Source organism: Pedobacter sp. (genome assembly GCF_035566355.1).
In the GTDB taxonomy this organism is placed as follows: domain Bacteria; phylum Bacteroidota; class Bacteroidia; order Sphingobacteriales; family Sphingobacteriaceae; genus Pedobacter.
This window is the reverse complement of record NZ_DATMRL010000234.1, coordinates 1-21,951: the sequence shown is the minus strand read 5'-3', so window position 1 is coordinate 21,951 and position 21,951 is coordinate 1. Positions and strand designations below refer to the sequence as shown.

At 39.8% G+C, this 21,951-nt stretch carries 20 protein-coding genes and 1 tRNA gene; 14 read left to right on the top strand and 7 right to left on the bottom strand.

The window, feature by feature from the left end; all coding sequences use genetic code 11:
* From galA to VNZ46_RS08995, 7 genes are all read right to left on the bottom strand, one after another.
* Positions 1–2,140, bottom strand: a 2,140-nt coding sequence (galA, locus tag VNZ46_RS09025) for a beta-galactosidase GalA (protein WP_325559795.1), incomplete at its 3' end; no start/stop codon positions are given.
* Between the two features lie 4 nt (positions 2,141–2,144).
* Positions 2,145–3,581: an alpha-L-fucosidase gene (locus VNZ46_RS09020; RefSeq protein ID WP_325559794.1), complete on the bottom strand. Its 1,437-nt coding sequence runs from the start codon at positions 3,579–3,581 to the stop codon at positions 2,145–2,147.
* 89 nt (positions 3,582–3,670) lie between these two features.
* Complete coding sequence (locus tag VNZ46_RS09015; protein WP_325559793.1) at positions 3,671–5,347, bottom strand: RagB/SusD family nutrient uptake outer membrane protein; 1,677 nt, start codon at positions 5,345–5,347, stop codon at positions 3,671–3,673.
* A gap of 26 nt (positions 5,348–5,373) precedes the next feature.
* A complete protein-coding gene (locus VNZ46_RS09010) occupies positions 5,374–8,856 on the bottom strand; it encodes a TonB-dependent receptor (RefSeq protein WP_325559791.1) in 3,483 nt (1,160 codons plus the stop codon).
* 188 nt (positions 8,857–9,044) lie between these two features.
* Positions 9,045–10,199 carry a FecR family protein gene (locus tag VNZ46_RS09005; protein ID WP_325559790.1) on the bottom strand — a complete coding sequence of 385 codons (1,155 nt, stop codon included), beginning with the start codon at positions 10,197–10,199 and terminating at the stop codon, positions 9,045–9,047.
* A 90-nt stretch (positions 10,200–10,289) separates the two neighbouring features.
* Positions 10,290–10,874, bottom strand: coding sequence for an RNA polymerase sigma-70 factor (locus VNZ46_RS09000; protein ID WP_325559789.1), 585 nt, complete (start codon positions 10,872–10,874; stop codon positions 10,290–10,292).
* Positions 10,875–11,044: 170 nt separating this feature from the next.
* The gene (locus tag VNZ46_RS08995) at positions 11,045–12,316 is read right to left on the bottom strand and encodes an arsenic transporter (protein ID WP_325559788.1); all 1,272 of its coding nucleotides are present in this window, start codon (positions 12,314–12,316) and stop codon (positions 11,045–11,047) included.
* A 104-nt stretch (positions 12,317–12,420) separates the two neighbouring features.
* Here VNZ46_RS08995 and VNZ46_RS08990 point away from each other — a divergent pair, with 104 nt between their 5' ends.
* The 14 genes from VNZ46_RS08990 to VNZ46_RS08925 all read left to right on the top strand — a co-directional run bounded on the left by VNZ46_RS08990 (position 12,421) and on the right by VNZ46_RS08925 (position 21,874).
* On the top strand, positions 12,421–13,401 hold the full coding sequence (locus VNZ46_RS08990; protein WP_325559786.1) for a Gfo/Idh/MocA family oxidoreductase: 981 nt from the start codon (positions 12,421–12,423) through the stop codon (positions 13,399–13,401).
* Positions 13,402–13,453: 52 nt separating this feature from the next.
* Positions 13,454–13,909: a nuclear transport factor 2 family protein gene (locus VNZ46_RS08985; RefSeq protein WP_325559784.1), complete on the top strand. Its 456-nt coding sequence runs from the start codon at positions 13,454–13,456 to the stop codon at positions 13,907–13,909.
* 57 nt (positions 13,910–13,966) lie between these two features.
* Positions 13,967–14,458, top strand: coding sequence for a hypothetical protein (locus VNZ46_RS08980; RefSeq protein WP_325559782.1), 492 nt, complete (start codon positions 13,967–13,969; stop codon positions 14,456–14,458).
* 413 nt (positions 14,459–14,871) lie between these two features.
* Positions 14,872–15,702: an ABC transporter ATP-binding protein gene (locus tag VNZ46_RS08975; protein WP_325559781.1), complete on the top strand. Its 831-nt coding sequence runs from the start codon at positions 14,872–14,874 to the stop codon at positions 15,700–15,702.
* 5 nt (positions 15,703–15,707) lie between these two features.
* Positions 15,708–16,487 carry a hypothetical protein gene (locus VNZ46_RS08970; RefSeq protein WP_325559780.1) on the top strand — a complete coding sequence of 260 codons (780 nt, stop codon included), beginning with the start codon at positions 15,708–15,710 and terminating at the stop codon, positions 16,485–16,487.
* 1 nt (position 16,488) lies between these two features.
* Complete coding sequence (locus VNZ46_RS08965) at positions 16,489–16,872, top strand: GntR family transcriptional regulator (protein WP_325559779.1); 384 nt, start codon at positions 16,489–16,491, stop codon at positions 16,870–16,872.
* Positions 16,869–17,591 carry a hypothetical protein gene (locus tag VNZ46_RS08960; protein ID WP_325559778.1) on the top strand — a complete coding sequence of 241 codons (723 nt, stop codon included), beginning with the start codon at positions 16,869–16,871 and terminating at the stop codon, positions 17,589–17,591. The genes VNZ46_RS08965 and VNZ46_RS08960 overlap by 4 nt, the downstream gene beginning before the upstream one ends.
* A gap of 386 nt (positions 17,592–17,977) precedes the next feature.
* Complete coding sequence (locus VNZ46_RS08955; protein ID WP_325559776.1) at positions 17,978–18,196, top strand: hypothetical protein; 219 nt, start codon at positions 17,978–17,980, stop codon at positions 18,194–18,196.
* 93 nt (positions 18,197–18,289) lie between these two features.
* Entirely contained in the window at positions 18,290–18,838 is a 549-nt protein-coding gene (locus VNZ46_RS08950; protein ID WP_325559775.1) for a GNAT family N-acetyltransferase, read from the top strand.
* A 271-nt stretch (positions 18,839–19,109) separates the two neighbouring features.
* A complete protein-coding gene (locus tag VNZ46_RS08945; protein ID WP_325559774.1) occupies positions 19,110–19,991 on the top strand; it encodes a DMT family transporter in 882 nt (293 codons plus the stop codon).
* 219 nt (positions 19,992–20,210) lie between these two features.
* A tRNA-Lys gene (locus tag VNZ46_RS08940) sits at positions 20,211–20,283 on the top strand.
* A 204-nt stretch (positions 20,284–20,487) separates the two neighbouring features.
* A complete protein-coding gene (locus VNZ46_RS08935) occupies positions 20,488–20,940 on the top strand; it encodes an SRPBCC domain-containing protein (protein ID WP_325559773.1) in 453 nt (150 codons plus the stop codon).
* Complete coding sequence (locus tag VNZ46_RS08930) at positions 20,921–21,244, top strand: metalloregulator ArsR/SmtB family transcription factor (protein WP_325559772.1); 324 nt, start codon at positions 20,921–20,923, stop codon at positions 21,242–21,244. Before VNZ46_RS08935 ends, VNZ46_RS08930 begins: the two co-directional genes overlap by 20 nt.
* Before the next feature lie 135 nt (positions 21,245–21,379).
* Positions 21,380–21,874: an SRPBCC domain-containing protein gene (locus VNZ46_RS08925; protein WP_325559771.1), complete on the top strand. Its 495-nt coding sequence runs from the start codon at positions 21,380–21,382 to the stop codon at positions 21,872–21,874.
* Positions 21,875–21,951 lie beyond the last annotated feature (77 nt).

The following is a 21,951-nucleotide window of genomic DNA, read 5'->3' as shown; positions in this document are numbered from 1 at the left end:
TGCCTTTGGCGTCCAGGGCTTCAACAGTAACAGGCATGGCATCAATGCCGTTTCCTTTTACTGAAGTACGGTCTGGGCTTAGGGCCAAACGAACCGGGTTGCCTGTGGTTTCAACTGTGTAACGGGAAACTTCTTTTCCTCCGGAATAACCAATAGCCATTAATTTTCCCGGCTGATAAGGAACTTGCCAGGTATTCATTTCATATTTATCTGCATTTTGTTCTCCAATCAATTTGCCGTTTAAAAAGAGTTTTACAGTTTCTGCATTGCTGATGGCCATCACTTTGATATTTTTGCCAATGCTATCGGCAGGCCAGTTCCAGTCAGGAACCAGGTGCATAACAGTTTTGTCTTCCAGCCATTGTGCCTGGTGGATATAGTACGCTGTTTTTGGAAATCCGCAGAGGTCCATAATACCGAAAAAGGAACTGACGGTCGGCCAGGCATGAGGCGTTGGTTCTCCGTGATAGTCAAAGCCTGTCCATACAAAACCACCTGCAAGATAAGGGCGTTCCGCAATTGCTTTCCAGCCATTGCGATGTGTTGCACCCCAATCTGCGGCGTGGGTATCATAACCGTCAAAAACATGTTTACCGTTGTTTGTAGTATATTCACCCCGGGTCATAAAGGCCGATACGTCTTCTGAACTGGTTAAAGGGATGTTTGGGTTTTCTTTATGAAAACGGTCATAAGCCCAGATTTGATAGTTAAAACCAACCACATCTACGGCCTGGCTTACATTTACAGGGTCAAATAGCCCGCCGTTCATAGCAGCCGTTACCGGGCGCGTAGAATCCAGTTTTTTGACCTCATGACTCATTCTTCTAACCATTTGATAGCCGATTTCTGTGCCCTGCATGGGTTCTTCATTAAAAACAGACCATAAGATGATACTTGGGTGATTGCGGTCTCTGCGCACCAGCCATTGCAATTGCCTAACGTATTCTGGCGAAGAGTTGAAATTTCTGTTTTCATCCATGACCAGGATTCCCATGCGGTCGCAAAGATCAAGAAATGAGGCGGAAGGAGGGTTGTGGGAACATCTGTAAGCATTTACGCCCATTTCTTTCAGCTTTCGTAACCTGAATTCCTGAATGGCATCTGGTACGGCTACACCTAAACCTGCATGGTCCAGGTGGTTGCATACGCCTTTCAGTTTTACGTGTTTGCCATTGAGATAAAAACCAGAATCTGCGTCAAATTTTAAGGTTCTGAACCCACATTTAGTGCTTAGGGTGTCTATTACGTTGCCATTTAATTTTACAATAGTTTTGACTTGGTAGAGTGTTGGGTTTTCAATTGTCCATAAAGCTGGATTGCTGGTCTGGATTTTAAGAAGAACAGAATTTGTATCAAGTGTATTTATGGTAACAGATTGCTCTTTTTTCTCTACTAATTTTCCTGCTGGGGTATACAATCCAACTTCCACCTGTGCGGTTGCTGGTTTGGAACCCGTATTTTGTAAACTGATCTCCGCCGGAATTTCCCACTGGCCGCTGGCCAGCTTAACTGGGTTGGCGTATACGCCATCAGTAATGATATGTATTGGTGAGCGTTTAATGAGCCAGGTATCTCTGTAAATTCCTGCACCTTCGTACCACCAGCCTTCCATGGAGTTTGCATCTACGCGAACGGCTATGGTGTTCACCTCATCGCCGTATTTAGCGAAAGGCGTAATGTCAATATAAGAAGAGGTATATCCGCACCAGTTTCTATGCACAACTGAACCGTTGATCCAGATGGTGGCATAGGTTGCAATACCTTCAAATTGTAGTTCCAGGTGCTTACCGCGATCTAATGAATCTAATTTGAACTTTCTTCTGTACCATCCAAACCCTCTTTTCCTGTAACCCTGTGAAACATTTTCTGTTGAATCATTTGGGTTTTCTATCGCCCAGTCGTGGGGTAAGTTCAGTGTTCTCCAGCTATGGTCATCATATCCTGGTGCCGCTGCACCAGACGCGCTGCCTGCTTTCGCATTCATGTAGCTTTGGCCATGTCCTTTGATAACGGGGAAAGGAATATCTCCTTCATAGAACTTCCAGCCTTTATTGAAAGATAATTTTTCCTGTGCCTGAGCCGAGATACCATACAGGAACATGCATGTAAAGAAGATCGTCTTTTTTAAAAATAGTTTCATCAGGTTATTTAGCAAGTTTGTAAAGGCCAATATTGGAGACATAAGGTGTTAACCTGGAAGATTCAATGCGAACCCTGACTTTGCCAGCAGTAATTGGCTCAAACTTGATCAATCGTTTATAGCCAACGGTGGTTCCTTCTGCAAATTTCACCCATTGGTTATTGCTCCAGTATTCTGCTGTAAATTTTTCCACCCGCTGGCCTTTGCTGATGTCTTCCTGCAGAGCGAGTACATCGAAAGTCTTAGCTTGTTTTAAATCATATTGCCAGCTTATGCCGGTTTTTTTAACCGATGCTCCAGATAGTAAATTATGGTTAAAAGTAGCATCCATTTTGTGTTTCCATTCCTGTAAGGTCTTTTGGTCACTTTCGCTGATCAGACCTTCTTTATTGGGAGGGATGTTGAGAAGGAGTACACTGTTGCGGCCAACCGAGGTGAAATAAATATTCATCAGTTCGTCTGGTGTTTTAACTTTTGAATCTTCAGCCGCATGGTAGAACCATCCCGGCCTTATCGATACATCCGTTTCGGCAGGATACCAGGCAAGTGTTTTGGCCTTAACAATTTTATCTCTGCCACCCAGATCATCTCCAGTCATATCACCCTGCGGTGGAAATGAAATATCTTTTTGCGAGTTTTGTGCGGTATTGGCATTGCTTTGCTGACCTATTGGTACTACACTCCATTCTGTTAAACGACCTTTTCCTGATTCTGTTCCTACCCAGCGAACATCGGGGCCGGATATTGCAATTACCGCTTGTGGCTGGAGTTTACGGATCAGACGATACCAGTCTTCAAAATGATAGGCTGGTTTTTTACCATTTGGCCCTTCTCCATTGGCACCATCAAACCATACTTCATCTACTTTTCCGTAGTTACTCAGCAATTCTGTCAATTGCTCCATAAAATATTTGTTGTATTTTTCGGTATCTCCATAGTCTGCATTGTTTCTGTCCCAGGGAGAAAGATAAACGCCAAAGCCTACCTTGTAAAGTTTACATGCTTCTGCCACTTCTTTTACGATATCTCCTTTTCCGCCTTTATAAGGCGTGTTTTTAATAGAGTGTTCTGTGTATTTACTTGGCCAGAGGCAAAAGCCATCATGGTGTTTAGCTGTAATGATCACCTGTTTAAAACCTGCGTCTTTTACGGTTTTTACCCATTGTTTTGCGTCTAACTCCGCAGGATTAAATGTAGAAATGTCTTCTTTTCCATCACCCCATTCCCGGCCCGTCATGGTGTTAACGCCAAAATGGAAAAAGGTAGTGAGCTCCAGATTTTGCCAGCGCAGTTGCCTTGGAGCAGGGATTACATTTGCAGCCTTTTGGATCACCTCTTTTTCGGTATCCGTTGGAAGAATCTGGACAAAGTTTTTGGTTTGAGCATTTGCCGATAAGGTACAGATCAGCAAAGGCAGGCTTAGGTGTTTTAAATATTTCATTTGTTGTGTTTGTGCTTGCTAATTTAAGATAAAAAGGAGCCCTTTTAAAGAGGGCTCCTTTATTAAAATTTAATATGTACAGGTTTGAACTACCATCCGGGGTTTTGTTTTAGATTGGGATTTAAAGTGAGTTCTTGTGTTGGTATTGGGTACAGGTATAATTTATCGTTCCAGGTTCGGGTAATACCAGGGTATATTTGTATGTAATTATTGTTATCTAGCACAAGGCTGCCTACTTGTCCTGCCGGATATTGCGCTTTAAGTGCAGGTGTGAGTTTCATGCCCAAGGTGGTTTCGGGATTGTTGATCAAGCTTCCGGCATGCCATCTGTGTAAGTCATCAAAACGAAAACCTTCAGAGCCCAGTTCTATTCTGCGTTCCCGTCTGATTTCATCGATCAGTACCGGCAGTCCTGGAAAATCTGACTTAGGATCTTTTACCAGACTGGCTAACATCATATGCGGCATACCCACTCTGTCTCGTAATTTATTAATGGTCTGGTCCAGTACAGCTTGTGTACATAAGCCGAGTTCTGCTTTGGCTTCTGCTTCAATTAATAATATCTCAGCATATCTGAAAATGAAAAGATCTAAGGTAGATTGCCCTGCATTCCAGGCAGCCAGACTCGACGATCTTCCTTTAATAGGTTGATAGCCGGTAGAGGTAACCGAGGTGCCTATTCGTGGAAGTGTAATCAGGTCTCCATTCAGAAAATCGAAACCCCTTGTCGCTATTTGCTGCTTATAACGAGGGTCACGATTGCTTGCCTCATCCTCTGGTGTATCATCTCCCTTGTATAAAGGGCTAAGTGAAGTAGGTAAACCATCTTTACAAAGAAAAGATCTGGCGAAATTTTTGCTGTAGCCATCTCCTGCTTCTCCGAGCTGCCGGTCATAGTTGTTCATGAGTATAGTTGTAATGTACCTCATTGGCATGATGGCTTCTGTATTTCCCTTGAGTTCATCCTGGATAAAGAGATTGTAGTAGTCGGATCCGGGATTTCCAGTTGTATAAATGCCAAACTTTCCCGAGTTCATCAGCTGTTCAGCAGCGTCTGCTGCCTGTTGAAGGTACATGGACTCATCACCAACGCCAAAGTATTTTCTGTAAGTACCTTCCCATAAACATATACGGGCTTTAAGAGCAAGAGCTGCGTATTTATTCAAACGTCCGTCGGCTGCGTTTACCGGCAAATGATCAACCGCAAAATTGATATCTTTTAATACGGAATCCATAACCTGTTTGTGTGGCATTCTTGTGCCATAAAGAACACTTTTGGAAGTATCAGATATATACTTGTTGATATAGGGAACATCACCAAATGCTTTTACTTTTCCCCAAAAATCATTTGCCCTGAAAAATAAGGTCTCGCTTACATAGATGTTCTTGATGTCTTCACTGATATTTGCTTTAGCGTAGTTGGCCAGAAAGAAATTGTAACTCCTGATGTAATTAAAATTCCATTGTACCTGAGTTAGATCAGGGGAAGTTGGTGCTGTATTTGGAATGGTATATGTACCCGCCAGAAAGACATTTAAGGAGGCATTTGCTTTATCATCTGAGTTGTCATCTGCATTTACAAAAGTTTGTACCGGGAGTTGAGAATAGTACTGATTACAATACAGCTGCAGATCATTCTCATTTTTGAAAAAATTCTGCGGGCTGATGTCGCTTAGTGGGGTCCGGTTTAGGAAACTATCTTTTTTGCAGGATGCAAAGGCAATTGCTGCAAACAGGAGTATATATATAATTTGTTTTGTTTTCATGTTGTTATAATTAAGTTTCTACTCTTTTATAAAGTAACCTGTAAGCCGAATGAAACGGATTTGTTGATCGGATAAACTTGATAGCCAAAACCATTGGTTACCATTTCAGGATCATAGGCTTTAAACAGTGAGGTAATGGTGAACAGATTGGCTCCTGTTACATAAAATCTTACTTTTTGGATGTTTAACTTATTAATGAGCGGTGTAGGTAGTGAATACCCTAAAGTCAGCTGCTTTATCCTGGCATATGCTGCATTTTGAAGAAATTTGGTTTGAGCCTGCTGGTTGCCAGATCCTGCAAAACGCGGGCGTGCAAAATAAGCATTGGTGTTTTGCGGAGTCCAGTAGTCTGTTGCATACTGATAGGGGATATTCCATTCATTTCCCTGAAATGCATAAAATGCATAATCATTAGGCATAAAATCGGCTTTTAAAACACCTTGAATAAAAGTGGTGAAATCAAAGTTTTTGTAAGCAAGGCCCAGGTTAAAACCAAACTTGTATCTTGGGGTCTTGTTACCTATAATCTTCTGATCTCCAGGGTCTGATAAGGTACTGTTGCCTTTGCTGATCTTTCCATCATTATTCAAGTCGGCATATCTGATGTCTCCCGCAAGCCATTTGTAACCTGCAAGAGCAGTATTATCAACTGCAGCGGCTTCAGCATCTGTTTTGTAGAAGCCTTCGGTTACAAATCCCCAGATATCTCCAAGTCTTTGACCGGGGTAACTCTGAGTGATACTCATAATAGGGTTCAGGTCGTATTTTTTGATGGTACTGTAGGCATCCGAAAGTCCTAATGTAATGTTATAGGACAATTGATTGTTAAAAGCACGGTCTTTCCAGGTCATACTCAGCTCCCATCCCTGTGTTCTTAGATTTGCTGCGTTCCTCAAGGGTGCGCCGGTTCCCAGCGTAGCTGGCAATTGCTGTCCGGCAACAAGCATATCCTTGGTATCCGTAATAAAGTAATCGAAACTCCCACTCAGCTTGTTTTTAAACAGAGCATAGTCAAGTCCGATATTTTTGGTTTGTACTTTTTCCCAGGTAAGGTCTGGACTGATCAAAGCAGGAACCCCAACGGTAACACCTTTCTGGTTGTTGAACAAATAACCCACAGAGCCACCTGGTTGTGTTGCAATATATGGATACTGAGCCGCAGAAGTAATTATTCCGGTACTCACCTGTTGGTTGGGAAGTTGGCCATATGATGCCCTGATTTTTAATTCGTTCAGGATGTCTTTGGTGTTTTCCATAAAGGACTCTTCAGAAATATTCCATCCTGCGGAAACAGATGGTGAAAAGGCATAGCGGTGATCAGCAGGGAAACGTGAAGTTCCGTCATATCTGCCATTTACTTCCAGAAGATATTTTTTATCGTAAACATAATTAAGTCTGAAAAAAGAACCAATTAATGCATATTGGGTTTCAGTTCCACCCACGCTTGGCTTAGGGTCATTATTGGCACCGATTGCAGGCAGCATATTATCAATGAGGTTGTTTGCAGACTCATTGCTCAGAACATAATGCTGGTATTCCTGATTGTAACCGGCCATGGCCTTGAAGTAATGCTTGTCTGCAAATGTGTTCTCGTATGTGGCATAAGCATTGAAAGCATTATAGTTGTTGTTTTGTCTGTATTCAGATACTCTTGATGGATTTGTATAAGGGAAAACATCCAGGAATGCTCCGTTCACGCCGTATTCATTAAACGGGATTAAATGCTGTTTGTCAAATTGATTGTAATTGTTCCAGGTGTAGTCTGAAGTAATGGTAAGATGGTCTATTGGTTTCAAAATAACTCTTCCTGTTGTCCAGAAATCATTTTGTGATTCAATATCTCTTCCGCTCTGATTAATAACAGCAATCGGGTTGGTATAATTGCCCTGGCCTGAGTAATTTCCATCGGGATGATAAACAGGCATGACCGGACGAAGGTCTCCGGGAATCCATGCTCCGCCTTGATTTACGTTTGTACTCGCACTTTTGTTATTGTCTGTATGAGTCATAGACATGCTTAAATTGAAGGTCAGCCATTTGGTTACATCAGAATTCACTTTTAAGCTTGGTGTATAGCGTTTGTAAACCTGATTGGCAACTTTTTCCAGACCATCCTGCGTAAAATAGCCCATGTTTGCAGAATAGGTGGTTTTGCCTTCACCACCGGAAACAGACAGGTAATGCTGTTGCTGTGGCGCCCATCCGGGATATAAGACTTTTACCCAGTCGGTATTCCCAACATATCTGTATCGTTTTGGATTACCCGGATCAATATAGGCATCGGGATTGTTGGCAGGATCTCTGAAATAAGCTGCAATTAAAAGTGAATCCTGATTGGTAAAGGGCTCTGATGAGGTATAACCACCGCTTTTTGAGCCTGTTCTCTGCGCACTGTTGAATATATCGATATACTGTTGTGAATTGATGGAGGAAAGTATTTTTGTTGGTCGTGAGGTCGTGTACGAGCCCGAATAACTCACTTGTGTTTTACCCTTTTTTCCCGTCTTTGTAGTAATCAGAATTACACCATAGGCCGCTCTGCCGCCATAAATAGCTGCGGAAGCGGCATCTTTTAACACGGTCACACTTTCGACATCGTTTGGGTCGATTAGGTTAGGGTCACGCTGCACGCCGTCAACAAGCACTAAAGGGCTTGAACTCGAATTTTGGCCAATGGTTGTGTAATTCCTGATGTTAAAACTGGCACCCGTTCCCGGTTGTCCGTTATTAATATTTACATTTAAGTTGGGTACCAGGCCGTTTAAACCGTCGCCTAGATTTGTCATTGGCCGGCTGTCCAGCTTTTCACTCCCAACACTAGCAATGGAGCCTGTTAAATCCAGTTTCTTTTGTGTACCATAACCAACCACCACAACCTCACTTAAATCACTGTTGGCTGGCTTTAACTGAACATTAACAGTAGATTTTCCATTGATATTCACCTCCTGACTGATGTAGCCAATATAACTAAATACTAATATGCCATTGCCATCGGGAACGTTAAAGGAATAAGATCCATTATTGGAAGAAATGACCGTGGTTGAGCTCCCTTTAAGTTTGATGGTCACACCAGGCAGCCCCAATCCCTTTTCATCAGTAACCATCCCTTTTACAGAAAATTCATTTGTCTGGATCTCATTGTTTTTGTTCTTTCGCTGAACAACAATTGTATTGTTAACAATGGTATAGGATAAAGGCTGGTCCTTAAAACACGCATCCAAAGCTTCAATTAATGTAGCGTTACGCAAAGACACATTTAGATTGTTTGTGCCTTCTAAAGTTTTGTTCTCATACCAGATTACATATTTGGTTTGTTTTTGAATTACACTAAAAATTTTTTTCAGAGAGGTATTCCGCTCTGAAAAATTGATTTGCTGAGCATAGCCGGAGGCTGAGGCTTGCAGGCAAAATACAGTCATTAAAAAAAACACACACTTCATAAACAGAATGAGTTTAAAGGAAGCCTGGCGTTTTTGGATCGCCGGCTTAAATAGCGTATAAAAATTCATACTTTTGTTATTTGGTTAACTGGAAAAATGATCTGGAAATAGATTTACCGTTGCGAACGGAAGGTTAACTTTTATTGCCCGGCAATGTTGGTCGCATTGCCGGTTTTTTTATTAACCGGAAGATGTTTCTATGCGGTTAATTTTTCATAGCTGATGTATTTAAGGTTCATAATTGGTTAGCTTTAAGATTAGGGAGTTACAATGAGTTTTCGGCCTTCTGTTTTAAAATGAATATGGCTTAATTCCAGAATTTTTAATATTTCCTCCAGATTCGAGCTTTTTGAAAAGCCGCCGTTAAAGGAGCGCTCAGGTATATTACCCCTGTATTCCACATCGACATCGTACCAACGGGAGATCTGGCGCATAATTGATTTGATATCCTGGTCTGCAAAGAGGATTTGACCGTTTTTCCAGGCAACTACACTCTTTAAATCTATGTTATCGGAAATAATGAAGTGCTTATTGTCCTGAAGGGAGGCCTGCTGTCCTGGTTTTAAGGTGTTTTTCTGGAAAGTATTGGAGACTTCAACAGATCCTTCAAGAAGGGTAGTTTCTAGTGCAGGTTCATCAATATAGGCCTTAATGTTAAAATGCGTGCCTAAAACTTTTACTTTCTGCTTGTCTTGTACCTCAACAATGAATGGTACATTTTTATTTTTTGCTACTTCGAAATAAGCCTCGCCCTGAAGTTTAACTTCACGCGTTGCTTTTGCAGTAAAACAAACCGGATACTTCAATGTCGAAGCAGAATTTAGCCAGACCTGGGTTCCGTCTGGTAAACGTATTTGATACTGGCCGCCTCTTGGTGTCTCTACGGTATTGTATCCCCCCGGGGATTCTTTCTGTTGATCGTCTGCTATAGTATAAATGAGTTGCCCATCTGCAGTTTTACTGATTTGTACACCAGATTCTTTAGCTAAAGCACCATTGCTTGCGTCTGTCAGGGCCAGACGTCTTCCATTTGCAAGGGTGAGGTAAGCCTTATTCCCACCTGGTTGTATTGGCTTCGCACTTTTGCTTAAAGCAAGAACTGGGAGAGGAGATGTGTGGAAATAGAAGTAAAGAGCAACTGTAGTACATAAAAGTAAAGATGCCGCGACAAGGACACGAGGCCAAATGCGGTAGGTTTTCCGCTCTGTAAATTTTAATTCTTTCTGTATGCTTGCAAAAATCTCTGCTTTATGGGTTTTTTCTGTGACCTTTTTATGGAATGGAATAGTCAGTGGTTCATCAACGCTTTGTTCAAACCAGTGATCAAACTCAAATTGCTCAGCAGAGGTTAATGTTCCGTTGAGATATTTGTGTGCCAGTTCTTGTAATCTGATCTTTTCTTTTTCCTGCATTTTAAAGGCCTTTATATACTAGTACCCTGAGAAGAGAAAATGATTCAAATTATTTTTAAAATATTATTTACGAAAAGGTGTCGCCTCGAATTAAAGCAGAAAACTGGCGAGGAAACTGCTTAAATGAGCACGCAATATCTTTTTTGTTCTAACCAAATGCGAATTTATCGCCTTTTCACTCATGCCGAGTTCTATGGCAATTTCCCGGTGGCTCATTCCCGCTTCTCTGTTCATTCTGTAAATGATCACACTTTTTTCGGGGAGCGTGGCCAATACTTTTTCTAAACGATCGCGAAGTTCCTGAAATTCCAGATATTGTTGAGTGGAGTCGTCCAATATGTCATAAGTAGCTAGTTGTTCTCCTTCATAAAGTCGCTGGGATCTTTGTTTATCCAGCCATTTAATAACCCGGTATTTAATCGATACCACCAGATAATTATTTAGACTTGAGCTAATGCTGAGATCTTCTCTTCTTTTCCAGAGCGAAACAAAGATGTCCTGAACTATATTCTCTGCCTCAATGATATCGCCTGTTTTTTGGGTGGCCAAATGTAAGATCTTTTTCCAGTATCGATTGTATAGTTCTTCGAATGCAGTATGCCGACCTTCTTTTAGGAGCAGAACAAGTTCGTGATCTGAAAGTGCAGATGGCATTTGGCTATAGGTTTTGTTCAAAAAAAGATGAGTTTTTAACAGCAAAGGATACACTATTTTTTGAGTCTTCCAAATAAACAAGGTCTATTCTTGCTTTTTGGCAATAAGACTTAATAATCAGCTGATTTCAGTTAGTATAGTTTGTCGGCATACGTAAAAACTAAACTTATGTTATTTTAAATGTGGCTGATTCAGAAGAGAAAGCTGGTTAAATAAAGGATCGTCACAGCAGCGACCAGTAACAATGGCGTAGCCCATAAACCAACCCGGAAAAAATCGTATGCACTCATGCTGATTCCTTTTTGCCTTGCTGAACTGATCACCAGCATGGTGGCTAAAGAACCAGCTACAGTTAAGTTTGGCCCAATGTTGCACCCAATCAGCGCTGCATATTGGACCAATTCAGATGAATGTGCCATGTTCAGTACGGAAATAGACAATAAAGCCATGGGGATATTGTTGATAATATTCGATCCAATTCCCGCTCCAAATGTAGTACCGAGCATCTGCAATGGCAGAGGTATATGCTGAAGCGACATTAATCCCTGCGCAGCATATTTAGTTAAACCCAAATTTTGCACACCTTGAATGACGATGAAAAGGCCTATAATAAAAGGAAATAATGACCAGGAAATCCCTTTGATGACCTCCTTGCTGATCTGCTTTCTATATATACTCCAAATCAACAAAGCTCCCGCACCTGTTAGTGCAATAATATAAGGCGCAATTCCAATTAATGCACCAATAAAATAACCGATAGTTACACCAGTCAATACAACAATTGCACCCTTAAAATAAAAAGGATCCTTAATTACACTTTTAGGCTCCGGTAAATCCAATGCATTAAATTTCTCTGGTAAACTTTTTCTAAAGTACCATTTGAATAAGTGGTAGTTTAAGAAAATGACTGCAATTTGAGGCAGAAGCATCCGTAGAGCGAATGTCGCGAACGAAAATTTCAGTGGTCCCTGGAAAAGAAGGTTGGTCAGATTGCTAACTGGTAAGAGCAGTGAACCTGTATTGGCAATAAAAGCGCAGGCCATTAAAAAAGGTAAAGCGGGGAGTTTTAATCTCTTTACAAAGGATAAAACGATTGGCGTAAGGATAATGGCAGTAGTATCAAGCGATAGGAACGCTGTGGTAATGGCGCCCAGAATAAAAACATTCCGGTAAAGTAGTTTTCCATGCCCCGTTGCCCATCGCGCCGCCCATATGGCTGCCCATTCGAAGAAACCAGAGCGGTCAAGCAGGTCTGATAATAACATTAAAGCCAATAGAAACAGCAATACATCCGCACCTTGAGCAGTGATTTGTAGCGCTTGTGCTATGGTTTCCCTTTGGGTAAGCAACATAAGGGCAGCACCAATTACAGTAGCCCAAGCCTCAGGTAAACCTTTAGGCTTCACAAGAATCAGGAACAAGGTTAGCACAAAAATGCCAAGCGTTATTATTGTAGATGCCATTGGTCGCTCTTCTAACAAAATCAGTTCCAAAGCTGGTGAAAATATATTAGAATCTTTTTTGCAAAATAAACTAGCTTTACCAGACCAATTGAGAATTACAATAGATGCAGGAAATTAAATGGGGAATTATAGGTTGCGGTGATGTAACCGAAGTGAAGAGCGGGCCAGCCTTTAATAAGGTTCCCCACTCATCTCTGGTGGCAGTAATGCGCAGGGATGCAGTAAAAGCTGCAGACTATGCCAGTCGGCATGGTGTGCCGAAATGGTACAGCAATGTACATGAACTCATCCATGATCCTGAAGTAAATGCAGTATACATTGCCACCCCTCCACTGCAGCACGAAGAATATACATTGCTTTGTATGGCAGCCGGTAAACCGGTTTATGTAGAAAAACCTGTAACCATCAATGCGGGCTCTGCAGTACGAATGAAAATGGCTTCCCAGCAATATGGTGTCAAATTGAGTGTAGCTCATTACCGCAGGGCCCAGCCTATGTTTTTGAAGATTAAAGAACTATTGGAACAGAAAGAAATAGGCGATGTACGATTTGTACAGTTGCAAATGCTGCAGCCTGAAAACACGGATATTGTTGCGCCCTCTGAGACCAACTGGAGGCTAAACCCGGAAATTTCAGGCGGCGGATTGTTCCATGATCTTGCTCCTCATCAACTCGATCTGATGATCTACTTCTTTGGTGATCCCCTGGCATCATCAGGAGTTTCTGTCAATCAGTCTTTGATCAGTAAAGCTGATGATCTGGTAGCCGGGCATATTTTATTTAAGAACGGAGTGGTATTCAATGGAACCTGGTGTTTTACGGTTTCATCAGGAGATAAGAAGGACGAGTGCGAAATTCTGGGTTCCAAAGGAAAGATCCGTTTTTCTGTATTTGGAAATAAAGTTTTATTGACTAAAAATGGAGAGGAATCAGAGTTGGTTTTTGCACCTATCCCACATGTAGAGCAGCCCATGATTGAAAAGGTAAATGAATATTTTCTTGGCCATTTGTCAGATAATCCTTGTTCTATTGAGCAAGCTATTTTATCAATGACCGTTATGGATCATTTTACTGCACTGCCATAGGGTTGTCAGTGGGGTGTTTTTTCTTTGGCTTTAAATCCAAAGAAAATCAACCATGAAAGACATCCTGACCAGTCAAACCAGAAAAATAGTTCAAAATTTTTATCAGGCATTAGCCGGCAGAGACCTGGAAACACTTTGCAGCCTCTTTTCAGAAAACGTAGACTGGTACATACCAGGAAACCAGAGCGTCGCACCATGGCTGGGAAGAAGAGAGAGCAAAGAAGAAATTGAAGATTTCTTTCCTCTTTTATGGCAGAATATAGAACCTGTAAGCGCGCAGATTGAGCATATTTTTGTTGAAGGTAATTTTGCCATCGCTTCAGGTGAATTTAGCTCAAAAATGCTAAAGACCGGAAAATTATATTCTTCTATGTTTTCTGCACATTTTACAGTAGAAAGCGGGAAGATTGTACGTTACCGGTTGCAGGAAGACAGTTATGGATTATTTAAGACATTGACCTTAGCCAGGGATAAACGTTATTCTTCGCCATTTTTATTGTTCTTTTAAATGATATCATAGCGAAGAGATCGTTTCTTTTGCCGAAATTTTCTTAAATTCACGTTTATGAACAGCACGCTTAACTTTCCCCTTAAAGTTTGGCTGACCAGTATTTTTATTGGCCCTTTGTTTTTACTTTTAAATGCCAGTAAAAATAATGCCGTGATGTTCAATACCGATATTACCCAGATTATTGATTACGTTTTTTCAAAGGATTTTGTCATCTATTATTTGGTTGCAGTAGGGGTAGGGGGGGCTTGCTCAATACCCTGTTTTCTCTTACTATGGCTTTGTTATGCACTTCTGGTTAAAACCTCTTTGTCTGCATTAAGCATCAGAGTGCTGCTGACCCTGTTTAGTCTGATATGTACCATAGGTGTCTTTATGTTATTTTCTATGTCTGATTTGGAACATTTTTGGAGCATGGGCAATATCGTTATGATGGGTTCGTATGGTTTGCCCTTGATGATTGGCTTGTTCATTTATAAAATGAATTTAAGAAATCAGCTTTCTTCTGCAGTACCAGAATCAGAACTTGCTGAAAAGGGCCAAAACTAAATCCTATTGCATATTAGCCAATAAGTCTTTTTAGCCAGTGGGGGATGGGTATGCGAATCATACCATCGCCAACAATCGCTTTAATAAAACCGGTTTACGAATCAATAACAAGAATTAAACCGAGTACTATAATGATCCCCATTAAAATGATTTTACTCCGAATATATTTTGTGCTTGCAGGAGTGACTTTTTTGGGTTGGGGGCTTGGGCTTTTTGATTTTTTCTTCATTGAAACAGAAATGATATGCAAAGATTAAAAAAAATGAGTTTAGAACAGCAATATGATGCTGATTTTACTTTAGCTGCTACGGTAAAAAAAAGAATAGAGATAAAAATATTTGGATTTAAGAAATAATAAAATACATTTGTACTGTATTACATAAGTAATACAGTAATACTGTAAACTTGTTTCTATGATTGAATTATCAAACCTTAGTTTTGGATACAGCAAAAAATCGCTCTTATTCAAGAATCTCAACCTCAACCTGGATGTTGGTCATATTTATGGTCTCCTGGGTAAAAATGGTGCAGGTAAATCTACTTTGCTGAAAAATATAGCTGGTCTGGTATTTCCCCTTGAAGGGAGGTGTAAGGTAAACGGCTTCGATGCTGCCAAACGTTTGCCCGTATTTTTGCAGGAACTCTTTTTTATCCCCGAAGAAGTGTATATGCCGTCAGTAACAGCGAATGAATTTATTCGGCAGACTGCACATTTTTATCCAAAATTTGATCAGGCCTTGTTTTATAAAGTACTTGCAGAATTTGATGTTTCGCCAGATTTGATTCTCAATAAATTGTCATTTGGACAGCAAAAGAAAGTAATGATCACCTTTGGTCTTTCAACCAATACTTCCTTGCTCATCATGGATGAGCCCACAAATGGATTGGATATCCCTTCTAAAGTTCAGTTTCGGAAAATTGTGGCTTCGTCTTTAACCGAAGACCGCTGTGTAATTATATCAACCCATCAGGTCCGGGATTTGGACAGTTTAATCGATACGCTTGTCATCTTACATGAGAAAGAGATCATCCTCCGTAAGAGTCTGGACGAAATTGCAGATCGTTTACACTTCAGTACCTCTGGACAGGCAAATAAAGAGGCTATTATCTATACTGAACAAAATGGAATAGGTAACAATACGATTAGCCTAAGCCATCCTGATCAATACTCTAAAGTAGATATGGAATTGCTTTTTAATGCCATTATTAACGATCACCAGGTCATCATTAACTCTTTAAAATAAGCCCTATGAACAATACATTTAATCTTATTCGGTTTCTGCGCCTTTTTAAAAAGCAAACAGCTGAACAGTACAAAACCTATTTGATGTCTGCAGGTGTACTTATCGGAATTCTGGCATTATTGCTTGGATTTATATCTTACAGTGGCGGTGGGAATATAAGCCCGACCGTTCAGGGAGCTGTTTTTTTTAATTTAATGCTTTTTTCAGGTACCATATTTACCAGTTTGATTTTTTCTGATTTAGGAAACAGTAAAAAGTCTATACCTATTCTAACCCTTCCATCATCACATTTGGAAAAGTATCTTGTGGCCTGGCTGTATTCTTTTGTGATATTTCAGCTTGTGTACATAGCTTGTTTTTATGCTATAGATTATGCCGTAGTTGCTGTAGGCAATATGGATCAGACCCATAAGAGTGAAGTGGTCAACGTATTTTCAATGAATTTTAAAATTTGGATTGCATTTCCAATGTTTGCAGTGCTGCACTCCACTTGCTTCATAGGCTCTATCTTTTTTGAAAAGCTACATTTTATAAAAACTGCATTTACATTTTTTATATTCCTTATTTTCCTTTGTCTGATCAATGCCATTATGCTAGGTGCAATTTTTCCTGCCAAAGTATTGAAAGGAGTTCCATTTAATAGTGTTGCCCTTGAAATTAATGAGAAGTTTTGTTTTATCAGACCGACCAGTACCAGCGACATTATTTTATTGGTTATGGCGGGGTTATTAACGCTTGTGTTATGGACGAGTACTTATTTCAGGCTTAAAGAAAAACAGGTGTAATATGGAATTTAGAGATAACGAAGCTATTTATATCCAGATTGCTGCTTTTGTAACAGAAAGAATCATGACCCAGGAGTGGCTGCCGGAACAAAAGATCCCATCGGTAAGAGAAATGGCCTCTGATCTGCAGGTTAATCCACATACTGTAGTGAGGGCTTATGACTTTCTTCAGAATAAGGAGGTAATTGCCAATAAGAGAGGAATAGGTTTTTTTATATCGGCAGATGCCAAAGAGAAAATTAAAGCGTACAGCAAGGAACGCTTCATAGGGCAGGAACTTCCGGAACTATTTAAAAATATGTATCTGCTGGGGATTACTATAGAAGAGATTGAAGTGCGTTTTAAAAATTTTATTGAACAGAACTATAAAACTAAAGAATTATGAGAACCAGTACAATATTAATTATTACTGCGGTTATCATTACATTAATTTGTCTTGCCGCGTATAATTTTAACCTTAAGGCTTCCTTTTTAAGTGGAGACTACAAAAATCCTTTTTATGGCCTGGAATACAATACGGTTAAGAATATAAATACACTTCATGTCGAATCTGCTAATAAGATTGCTATTGCTGTGCAACCAGGAAAAACCGAAGGGCTTTGGGTAAGAGATAGAATTAAAGGTAAATTGGTTTGGACAAAGGAAGGAAATGCACTTAAAATAGACCTCACTAAAGAAGCTAAAGAAAGTGATTTTCAAGTTAATAGTGGGGAAATTATTTTGATCACGCCAAATATTTACAAAGTTGTTGCCCATCCATATATAGAAAAGGAGAATCATGGCGGCCGAAATTACCAGGGATATATTGGTATATCCGGATTTAGTCAGGATTCATTAGCACTGGACCTTGGTTCGGCCATGTATGTCAATCTGGACAAAATGCAGTTGTTGACTTTGAACGCTGTTATTGGAGACCAAAAAAATGGAAATACCAATCTGGTACTTTCCAGTGCTAACGAAATCAAATCAGCCATTTTTAACATCCCGGGAGAAGGCAAACTTGACCTGCAAAGTCCTTCAATCGTTAAAACCAGCTATATTTTATCCAATAAAGCGACTGTTTCCCTTAATGGAAAGGCTTTGCAGCCATTGAATCAGCCTTAGGTCATATTTTGAACATATATATTCATTTCCAAAAAAGCAGACTCTACCGAGTCTGCTTTTTTGGAATAAGGTATTATCTTTATGGTTGTTAAACTATGTTAAAAGTAGGGGTTGTCTATAAAATAAGGAAATATCGCTTTTGAAAAAGCGTTTCGAGAGTATAAAGATGGAAATGCTTTAGGAAAATGCCAATTGTTTGAATTTTGCAATCATTACTTGGATTATTGCAATGCTAAGAAAGGCCTTTACAGTAAATTTGTATTATAAAACTAACTTCATAACCATAAAATTATATTCCTATGAAACCATCATGAGCAAACGCTCGCAAACAGCAATGAATATGCTCATAATAGCTTCATCTCCATTAAAAAATAATTTATATTCCTATGAAAAACTGCAGTAAAATAAACCTCGACTTCCTTAAAACAGATGGTACTCTTTGTGCTAAAGTTCCTTATAACGGTCTTTTATTTAATTCTTCTCAAATTATGACGGAGGCCGGCCTGGATAATTTAACCCTTAACTGGCCTAAAAAAGATCCTGTTCCTGGAAAGGGAAAAGATCTGGCATATGATCTTGACTTTTATCTGGCTATTTCAGGATAGGTAGAAGGTTGCTTACAAAAAAATAACCACCCCTGACATAGGGTTGTCAGTGAAATGATTTCCTTTGTTTATCTTTAAATAAATCAATGGATCATGTTAAATGTAAATTTCTCCCCGTTTCCTCAATTGACAACAGAAAGATTGTTGCTGAGAAATATCTCTGCCCAGGATCTGGAATCTATTCATAAAATGCGCTGTGATCAGGCTGTGAATGCAATGGTTGGCAGAAAAACGCCCTCGTCTTTAAAAGAAACTGAAGAGTTTATCCTAAAGATCGAGCAGGTGATTAAAAGAAACGAAAGCTTGTACTGGGTGATTTCTTTAAAGGAAGACCATCGTCTGCTTGGAGCAGTTTGTTGCTGGAATTTTGATGTCCAAAATGAAATTGTAGAGATCGGATATGAAATGCTTCCCGAATTCCGGAGAAAAGGAATAATGGAGGAAGCTCTAAAAAGGGTAATCGAATACACTTTTGATCAATTGAATGCCGGGGTTATTACGGCATTTCCATCTGCAGTGAACATAAATTCTGTTTCTTTGCTGAAAAAGCTACATTTTCAATTAGAAGATAAAGCGTACAATAATACGCATGACGATGTAGACGATATACTAACGTTTACATTAAAAAACGATTTAAAATAATATCCATTATTTGTTTTTTCCACCAAAGCTTCTATATTTGAATCATCAGGCTATAAGTTAATAGAGCTGTATAAATCAAATACCGTGATGAACAGAAACGTACTTCCTCCTCCAACTGTTTAATTTCCTGTTATTACATTAGACATTGCTGTTGGCTGTTCCGGCCTGCATCGTTATTCTATGTAACAGATTCACAAATTTTATTTATTCTTCTTACTCTATTATTTGCTTGCATATGCAGGCAAGTTATCTTTTGTATAATTTTTTTTTGATGAAAACAGCATATATAAAATTACATATAGCATTAATTCTTGCAGGTTTTACTGGAATTTTTGGTCGTTTAATCACCCTAAATGAGGGCTTGCTCAGTTGGTACAGAATGTTGATCTCTGGAGTAGTCATGTTGATTTATCTGACGTTCAGCGGTAAGCAGCGGTTCATGTCTTCTCCGGGTAAATTTAAAATTGCAGCTACCGGGTCCATTCTGGGGCTTCACTGGGTATTCTTTTACGGCAGTATAAAATATTCCAACATCTCCGTAGGAGTGGTTTGTTTTGCACTAACCAGTTTTTTTAACGCCATACTGGCTCCAGCCATCAATAAAAAAAGGCTGTCTGTGCAGGAGCTCTTGCTAAGCGGGTTGACTTTGTGTGGCATTGGTTTAATTTTTGGAATGGATGCAAGTTATAGAACCGGAATACTTTTGGGCGTCGTATCTTCCATCTTTGGAGCACTCTATACCATTTTCAACGAGAGATTGACAAAAGTATACAAAAGCGAGACCATGATCCTGCACCAGATGCTTGGTGGTTTTCTCGGATTGACTCTTCTGATGCCATTATTTCTTGCCATCTCTCCAGTCTCCTCTTTCTTGCCATCTTTGGCAGATTTAGGCTGGCTATTGGTACTTTCCATTCTTTGCACTATAGTGATGTATCTGTTAATTATAGATGCGCTAAGGGTCATTTCCTCTTTTACAGTGAGCTTAACTTTTAATCTTGAACCTCTATATACCATTTTGCTTGCAATTGTCATTTATCATGAAAATAAGTCCTTATCAATTGGATTTTATGCAGGCTGTACGCTTATACTACTTTCTCTGGCATTGCAAATGTACCGGACCGGAACTCAAAGAAAGTTGGCAGTTAATTAATAGTTGCTTCTATGCAGAAGCGATTATGAAATTTAAACAGATTTATTTTTAATATCAGAAAATAAAATTTTCGCTAAGCAACGTGTTGGATGTATGATGGTTAAATATTGATGGTGTTGATTTGTCGGTCTGAAGCAGGTTTTAAGCAAATATTTTAGAGAAAATTATTTTGAATATTTAAGTAATAACTCTATCTTTGCGCTCCCTTTAAAGGGGAATGATTCCGTAGCTCAGCTGGTAGAGCATTACACTTTTAATGTAGTGGTCCTGGGTTCGAATCCCAGCGGGATCACGAAAAGCCTCAACGAAAGTTGGGGCTTTTTGCGTTAAAAACACCCTTTATGTGAAAGGCATCTGTTCCTGCAATTTTTCCCGATGCCGCGAATACTACAGCTATTTTCTCTTCAAGACTGACCATTCCGATCAAAAAAATAAAAATAAATTTGCGTAACCCAGAGGTTACTTATATATTTGAGTAACTTAAAGGTTACTCATTATGGCAAAAGTTATTAAACATCAGTATTTCTTCGCCCATCCCGTCGAGACGGTCTGGGAGTATTTAACCAATTCCGACCTCATGGCACAGTGGCTTATGAAAAATGATTTTAAGCCTGTTTTAGGGCATGAATTTCAGTTCCGGACAGGCAGTAAAGCTAACCTGAATTTTGACGGCATCTTTTATTGCAAGGTGCTGGAAATTGAACCCTTAAAAACATTAAGCTATTCCTGGAATTGCGGCCCTGGGCAGGGTAGAATCACACTTGAATCGGTTGTAACCTGGAGGCTTGAAACCAAAAACAACGGCACGGAAGTGTCTTTGGATCACCGCGGCTTCGATAAAGCAGAAAATCTGGACATGTATCATGGTCTGCTGCACGGCTGGTTAGAGAAATTCCAAAAGATCGAAAAACTTTTAAATGCTGATGCACATGGCCATACCAACACTTGATACTTTCCAGGTGATCGGGGACCCGAGCCGTAGGAAAATGCTGCTGCTCCTTTCGCAAGATAGTTTGACCATCAACAGCCTGGCCGATAATTTCGATATGAGCCGCCCAGCTGTATCCAAGCACGTCAAAATATTAGAAACTGCCGGATTTATTTCCATTCAGGATGTGGGCCGGGAACGCTATTGCACCCTGAAAAAGGACGGTTTTGAAGAATTGCAGGCATGGCTGAACTACTTTGATGAGTTCTGGACATCGAAACTGAAAAAATTGGAAACCTTATTAAACAATAAATTACCTAACTAAAGACAATAAATGATTGCATCAAATTTGACAACCGTCCTTTTGACAACACTATTGCTCTCAAACTGGAACAATCGCCCAAAGCAAATGACCGAAATAAAGTATCAGGTCAACGTAACCCATTTAAAACAAAATGATATGGAAAAGCAAGATTACACCACCTCCATTTTAGTGGAGCAGGACCCAAAAGCTGCTTTCGAAGCTATCAGCAATTTTCGCGGCTGGTGGTCTGAAGAAATAGAAGGCCAGACAGATAAGCTGGGCGAAGTATTCGTCTATCACTATAAAGATGTCCATATATGCAAAATTAAACTCATAGAAATGGACCCTTATAAAAAATTGGTTTATGAAGTTCTCGACAATCAGTTCAGTTTTACTAAGGATAAAACGGAATGGATCGGTACTAAACTCGTCTTCAATATTTCTACAGAAGGAACGAAAACAAAGGTGAAATTCACTCATCAAGGCTTAGTGCCGGAATATGAATGTTACAAAGTTTGCCAGGATGCCTGGGGGAATTATATTAACAATAGTTTATACAGTTTAATTACTACTGGCAAGGGAAAACCTAACCCTAAAGATGCTGATGGTTTTAATGCCGAGTTAGCAGATAAATGGAAGATCAAACATTAAAAATCCTGGTAAGACCAAAGTCCGGAAACCCTGATATTTGAACCAGGCCCGAATCCCAGCCGGATCACCAGATTGAG